The organism is Lachnobacterium bovis (assembly GCF_900111325.1).
Classification (GTDB): domain Bacteria; phylum Bacillota; class Clostridia; order Lachnospirales; family Lachnospiraceae; genus Roseburia; species Roseburia bovis_A.
This window is the reverse complement of the sequence record NZ_FOGW01000042.1, coordinates 1-6,210: the sequence shown is the minus strand read 5'-3', so window position 1 is coordinate 6,210 and position 6,210 is coordinate 1. Positions and strand designations below refer to the sequence as shown.

Sequence of the window (6,210 nt, the reverse complement as noted above, 5' to 3'; positions counted from 1 at the left end):
AACTTCAGAATGGTTATAACCCATAGATTTTTAGGCTCAGATGGAAAATATTATTATCCGTATGCAGGAGTAGTTTATCCAACCGGAATGCCAGGCTCAAGAGAAGTCTTTTATTTTACAAGGGCATTTGTAGAAAATATAGTCCAAAAAGGATATGAAGATGAATTAGAACTTCAGTTTCAATACATGATGAAAAAAGAATTGATAGTGAATAAAGGCATGTGTACAGTTGGATACACATCACCTGAAACAGCAATAGAACTCAATAAAAAAATCACATCAGGGAAACTGCATGAAGCATGCTAAAAAACAAATAAAAATTAAAAAATAATTAAAAAAGGAGAATAAAGCATGTCAGGTAAGAAAGAAAATTTAGATGTAAATCTATCAGAACTTAAAGCAAGTACTGATTACCTTCAACAGTCGATAGATACATATGAGAAGCTTTCTAAGGATCCGTTTAAAGAGGAGTTAGAAGTGCTAAATACAATGAGTTCAGATTTTATAGATTCGTTTTATATATTATTAAAAGACATTAGTGATTCGGCAGTTAAACTAAGTGATGATTATAAATCTATTGCAAAAAATGCGGCAAAGATAATTAAAAATTTAGAAGAAGTTGATCATAAACAGGCAGAAAAAATTTTAAAGAATTCCCAAGGAGGAAAGTATAAAAATGACAGAAGTTGATGCAAAAAATTACGTAAATGAAATTGTTAATGCGGCAAATTCATTAGAGAAAAGTTTCAAAAATAATTTTGAAGACATGGATTTAGAAAATACTATAATAAGGACAAAAATGGAAACTATTGTACAAAATGCAGTTTCAGATTTAGAAAAATTAAAATCAGATATTCAAGATTTAAAATTTGACAAAATATAGAAAATTTTATAAACGATTAAGAAAGGAGAAGTTTTGAAAACAGATTTAAAAATCAATTATACAGGTCTTGAGGTAATTGCAAGCAAAATTGAAGAATATAGAGAGGCAATAGAAAATATCAATGAAGCGATAGAAAGGCTAGATAGAGTACTAACAAAACAAGAGTCAAAATCTACTAAAAAATTATCGGAAAAAATAAGTAAAATGTACAATGATAGATCAGAATTAATCAATACACTTGAAAAATTAGAAAAATTAGTGCATGATTATACTGATGATATGTCAAAATTGGCACCGTGCAAAGCAGAAGGAGTGAATACTAGAGTTGACAGTTTGGATATTAAATTTAATTTGTTCCAAATAAGGTGCTCAAAATACGATTTTAAAACAAAGACGGCTAGTACTCCTTTAGATAAAAGTACATATATATATTCAGCGGATCCTAAAAATGCAGAAACAAATAAAAAGATGAAGGCAAATTATGAGAAAATAGTAAAGTTTCATGAATCAAGAATTTTGCCCACATTGAATAAGATGCACAATTATTATGACGAACTAAATGATATATACGAAAATGTTATATCAGAGTATGAAAATACAGATGATGTATATCAAACAAGAATGAATCAGTTGTATAATGAGTCTATAGATAGTGGACAACGATGGAAGGACTTTGGAAACAAAGTTGGTAGTATTTTAGATGCGTTTTCCACATCATTTGTGAAGGCATTTGCATTAGCGTTTATAGTAGGGCTTTTATGTGTAGCATTTCCAGAGTATGCAGTCGCAATAATAATTATAGCTATGGTTGCAGTACCATTAGGGCAGAGTGCAATATCATATGCACCGGATGGTGCCTTTGATTGGCCATTATTACGCGAATTTAAAAACGAATGCAATGCAACAAAAGATGATATTGGAAAAATGTGTAATGCTGCAATAGAAAGAGGACCAATTGGAATACTAGAAGTAATAGGGCAAGATTTAGAAGATAATTGTCAGACAGAAGAAGGCTATGCATCGTTATTTGGCAGTGTAGCAGGATCTGTTATGGGAGGAAAGTTTGCTCAGGACTCTTATGAACTATATGGTCCTAAAAAATTAAAAAAAGCTAACTTTGAAGCTGTTCGAAAAATGCTTAACGAATCAGAATTAGAAGAAATAAAAGACCCTAAAATGGAAATGGCGGATTCTGTAGAAGGCAGCAACAAAGGAGAAACTACTGTTAAAACTCCTAATAAACTCCAAGAATTAAGTAGTGCAGTACTTAGAAAATTTGATGACGCTATTGACAAGGAGTTCATGGAGAGAGCTAATAGTACAATAAGAGAAAAAATGTCAGGAGGTATAAGAAGACATTATAATACTGGTTATGCCGAAGCTCATGTCACAGGTTTAGATAAGACGACGTATTTTGCACATAGTAGTGTAGATTCTCTAGAGGATTTAGCAAAAAAATATCCTAGAGAGACGGTTGAACGTGCAGAAGGAATCTCTACTTTACCACCGGAGGATGAAAGAGTATTTGAAGCACTGAAGGTAAATAAACAAAATGTTGTAAATGGAAGAGATGCTTATTATAGATATAATGATACAGAATATAAAATATTAAATGAAATAGCAACAAGGATCGGAGACAATCCAGAGGCATCGGGACACATAAAGATGTATTCAGATTTGAAGAGTTGTCCAAGCTGTCAGCATGTTATAAAACAATTCCAAGCACGGTACCCGAAAATAAAAGTTGAAGTAATATATAAAAAGGCAGGAGGAGGAAAATAGATGGAAGAAAAGCCTTTTGAATTTAAATATTTTGTTATAGATGATATATATAGAGACGTTCTAAATTCAGATGATACATTTGGAATATCATTCCAAAAATGTTGGGTCTCACTTTGTGGTTACATAGATAGTGATACAATTTTATCAATAATGATATTATCTGAAATGTTTGCGCTTACAATAGCAAATGATGTTAAAGTGTATGCAGATGATGTAAAAGATATAGAGAAACTTCTAAAATTGTATAATACTTTAAATGTGAAAAATCTTTTAATATCATCAGAGTATGAATATTTAAAGGAAGATATGAAAATAATAGAGTATTTTTATGAAAAAAGTAAGGACGTGATAAAAGAAGGATTTCCACGTAGAGCAAGTGATTTTTTTGAAGAAATCCCTAAATTCTATGTAGAAAAAGTTTTACTAGGAGAAGATCCAAACCATAGATTAGAAAATATTACAGAAGATAATTCCTTTGAACTAGATTATTTAATTTATGCATACTATTATAGAGGAATTTTTAAAGATAAGCTAACGGAACAACAAGCATTCGATAGATGTTTGATAAAATTTAAAAAATATCTAGAGGAAGATTCGATAAAAACAGTTATTGCAGTAGCTGCATTAACAAATATTTTAGTATGGAGTAAGGAACTAGACTTAACAAGAAAATTCAAAAGTTTGATTGATAAGGCTGCTGAACTATATAAAACTTTTGATGTGAAAAGTATATTATCAGGAGACAGATTAGAGTTCTTAGAAGATTCAATGCGTGATATTAATAGACTTTATAAATATGAATTACCAGAATAAAAAGTAAAGTATTCCCGAAGATACTTTAGAGTTAATTAGAAAGCGAGAAAGACTAATGAAAAACAAATTATTTGATTTATTTACAGGAACAAAAACTGAAAAGAATCAAAGTAGATTCTTTGCATTAAAAAATGATGTTGTAGAAAATATTTATGATAATCTATATGCATACGATTTTTCGTACGGACAAGCGACTAGTAAGTGTTACGTTGATATGGGCGGAGTCATAGAAGAAGATAATGTTGATGCTTTGGTAGTATTAGTTGAGATTATGGCATCAAAGGTTAGAAATGATGCAGAGTTCTTTTATGGAGATTTAGAAGATTTAGAACGAATTTTTAAATTACAAAAATCTTTAAATATACAAGAAGAATTGTCAATTCCAGAAAGAGAATACCTAGAGCACGATGTAAAAATACTTGAAACATACTATAACAAATTCAAAGATGCCATTACAAAGGATAATCTAATTAAGCCAAGTGATGTGATAGATGCTCCAATTCCTAAAATGTCTTGTGAAGAAGTTTTACATAAAGAAGATCAGGAGCAGCATTTAGATAATATAAGTGAAGATAGTTCGTTTGAATTAGAATATTTAATAAATGTTGAATTTTACAATGAAATGTATAAAGAAAAGAATTCTCCAAGAGAGGCTATGGATAAATGTTATGTAAGATTCAATAAATATATAAAAAGCTTATCAATTCAGTCAGCACTTGCGATGACACTTATTATTAGACTTCTTGTCAAATTTGGTGAAGAAGTTAAAGAGTCTGAATTGACAGATATGTACACAGCTTTTACAATTTACAATTCAGTTAATGCAAAAAAAATACTAGAAAAAGATAGATTTGAACTACTCAAAGAAGATGTAGAAATGATGCAAGATAAAGAAAAATTTTCAGAGTTCTTGGTGTTAGGACAGTTAAAATTTATCAAACCAATTCCAAGGGAATATGAAAAAGTTTTCAAAACATTGATGGTTAATAGCAAAAATGAGATCAACGGGAAATTAGCATATGATAGATTTGCAGATCCAACTTTTGTTAATTTAAATGATATAGCATTGAGATTAGGGGACAACTATGGATCTTCAGGAAATGTTAAAATACATGTTGAATTATATCCATGTCCAAGTTGCCAATACGTTATAAAACAGTTTCAAGAAAGATATAAAAACATAAAGTTGGAAGTTGTATATGGAAAGATTTCTTAATAATTTAAGAAAATTAAAAGCATTATAGCTAAAAAAATATGGCAAAGTAAAATAAATGTAACCACAAAGATTAAGGTTTTATACAGTTAAAAGTTATACTTTTAGATGAGTATGAAATTGAAATGTCTTTGTGGTTTTTTCTTACTTTTCTTGACGAAACTCAAAAAGTGATACAAAATTAGTGTATTAGTGTGTTGACATGAGAAATCTTGTAAACTGCGAATAAGTAAGGTTTCATAGAAGTCTTATGAAAATCTAGACGATGACTATGAATCGAGCTACGTAGACGGCTTGCATGAAAAGTGGAAAGCATTATCAGATAGAGGAATATATGGTGTTCTAGAATGTATAGGTCAAGACATCGGAGATGCAAGTCAGACAGGTAAAGGACTTGCATCGATAACAGGTTCAATAACAGGAATGATAACAGGAAGTTTTGCAGGAGATAAGCTTAGTTTAAAAGTAAAAAAAGTAAAGGCTGCAAAAGCAAAGGCAAAAAGTTTAAAAATTTCTGAAACAAAAGATGAAGGTGCGGCACTTGTTTCTCAATTAGATGCAAGTGGTGTAAAATATAATAAAAAGGACATTGTAGCAATTTCAAGCGGAAGTATTGACTATATCGTTGGAGCTAATCCTAAATCAAATTAAAAGGAGAAATCACATGAAAAAATTAAAATTATCTCTTGAATATCAATGTTATCCAATTTGGAGTTATGATGAAGACGGTTCTTTAATAGACAATGACTTGCCAGAAGAACTTAGAAACGATGAAGAACTTGATAATCTGTTGTTAGATATCCAAGAAACTTTCGATGGATTATACATAGATACACCAAGCAAATTTACTTCCAACGACTTTTCTTCAGATGATGAGAAAAAGGCGTTTCATTCTAAAATAGATAAGGCATTAAATCTATTGATTAATCGATACGGAAGTGAGTATGAAATCGAATCAAAGTATCAAAAAAACTCCTGATAAAACAATTATTCTTATGATATTTTCAATTTATTTATAACAGCGAAAGCAGGATATAGACCATGCTTTCGCTGTTTTTTATTATACTCCCATTTAGAATGAAAGTATATCAGCCATTACATTACCGATATTGTCGTCAGTAACAGGCTCAGGTGCATCCCATGTTTCGGGACTGGAGGAGACACAAGAAGAAGGATTAGCCTCTGTAGTTCCCGAAACAATGGCGATGTTACCGTCAAGTCTAGCTACGATTTTGTTTGCAAGTTCATCAAGTGGCAGTTCGTTTATGGAATATTTGCAAGAAGATGAGCAAAATCTAGGTTTTAGCATAATTTATACCACAGATAATGAAGCAAATTTGCCTGAAAATATCCATACAATTGTGTTGCTAGAAAATTCAAAAACAGGTCGTTTGTTGATTAATGAAGGCGTCAGAGTTAATAGAAAATTTAATCTTGTAAAACAAGAAAAAGATGTGATTTTAGCAAAAGACGAAGATTTAGAAAAATCAGCTAGAAAGCTTTCAGCCATAGAACATGA

General features: G+C 30.5%; 9 protein-coding genes. All 9 read left to right on the top strand.

The annotated features are described in order from the left end of the window. Positions 1–306 (top strand): DUF4176 domain-containing protein (locus BMY79_RS11405; RefSeq protein ID WP_143065860.1); only part of this gene is annotated, 306 nt, incomplete at its 5' end. Positions 307–351: 45 nt separating this feature from the next. Further along, positions 352–690 (top strand): hypothetical protein, encoded by a 339-nt coding sequence (locus tag BMY79_RS11400; RefSeq protein ID WP_027422662.1) that lies wholly within the window; start codon positions 352–354, stop codon positions 688–690. Continuing rightward, the gene (locus BMY79_RS11395; RefSeq protein WP_022750529.1) at positions 677–883 is read left to right on the top strand and encodes a hypothetical protein; all 207 of its coding nucleotides are present in this window, start codon (positions 677–679) and stop codon (positions 881–883) included. Before BMY79_RS11400 ends, BMY79_RS11395 begins: the two co-directional genes overlap by 14 nt. 33 nt (positions 884–916) lie before the next feature. Then, positions 917–2,665 carry a deaminase domain-containing protein gene (locus BMY79_RS11390; RefSeq protein ID WP_074731004.1) on the top strand — a complete coding sequence of 583 codons (1,749 nt, stop codon included), beginning with the start codon at positions 917–919 and terminating at the stop codon, positions 2,663–2,665. Next, on the top strand, positions 2,666–3,478 hold the full coding sequence (locus BMY79_RS11385) for a hypothetical protein (protein ID WP_074731003.1): 813 nt from the start codon (positions 2,666–2,668) through the stop codon (positions 3,476–3,478). 55 nt (positions 3,479–3,533) lie between these two features. Continuing rightward, positions 3,534–4,694 (top strand): deaminase domain-containing protein, encoded by a 1,161-nt coding sequence (locus BMY79_RS11380; RefSeq protein ID WP_074731002.1) that lies wholly within the window; start codon positions 3,534–3,536, stop codon positions 4,692–4,694. A gap of 291 nt (positions 4,695–4,985) precedes the next feature. After that, positions 4,986–5,342: a hypothetical protein gene (locus BMY79_RS11375; protein ID WP_074731001.1), complete on the top strand. Its 357-nt coding sequence runs from the start codon at positions 4,986–4,988 to the stop codon at positions 5,340–5,342. Continuing rightward, positions 5,305–5,670 (top strand): hypothetical protein, encoded by a 366-nt coding sequence (locus BMY79_RS11370; RefSeq protein ID WP_177176451.1) that lies wholly within the window; start codon positions 5,305–5,307, stop codon positions 5,668–5,670. Before BMY79_RS11375 ends, BMY79_RS11370 begins: the two co-directional genes overlap by 38 nt. A 130-nt stretch (positions 5,671–5,800) precedes the next feature. Next, positions 5,801–6,210: hypothetical protein (locus tag BMY79_RS11365; protein ID WP_143065859.1), on the top strand; the 410-nt coding region annotated here is incomplete at its 3' end.